Source organism: Pseudoponticoccus marisrubri (assembly GCF_001482405.1).
Taxonomy (GTDB): domain Bacteria; phylum Pseudomonadota; class Alphaproteobacteria; order Rhodobacterales; family Rhodobacteraceae; genus Pseudoponticoccus; species Pseudoponticoccus marisrubri.
This window is the reverse complement of the sequence record NZ_LPXO01000075.1, coordinates 1-292: the sequence shown is the minus strand read 5'-3', so window position 1 is coordinate 292 and position 292 is coordinate 1. Positions and strand designations below refer to the sequence as shown.

Sequence of the window (292 nt, the reverse complement as noted above, 5' to 3'; positions counted from 1 at the left end):
AAGGCCTGATTAAAGCATCTAAAAAATCGGGCTGACCTTGGGCGGCCATCGATGATCACGATTTGGGATGCCAGCGATCATCGTCCCCTTTCTCGTACTTTTCCTTTACCGCGGACCAGGCGACAGCATGGGCCGTTTCCTCCCGTGAGGAATCACCCCGGCGGTCCTCCGGATCTGCGTATTGCTCCCAGGCACTGTTGAACGCTTCCTTGTAAATCGATTGGGCATGCGGGGGCAGTACGCCTTTTACATTGTCCGGCAGTTCTTCACGACTTTTGTAGGGCATGGTGAC

General features: G+C 54.8%; 1 protein-coding gene. It reads right to left on the bottom strand.

Going from position 1 to position 292, the window contains the following annotated elements; translation table 11 throughout:
- Window positions 1-55 precede the first annotated feature (55 nt).
- Window positions 56-292 (bottom strand): putative cation transport regulator ChaB (chaB, locus tag AVJ23_RS22535; protein ID WP_205626908.1); only part of this gene is annotated, 237 nt, incomplete at its 5' end.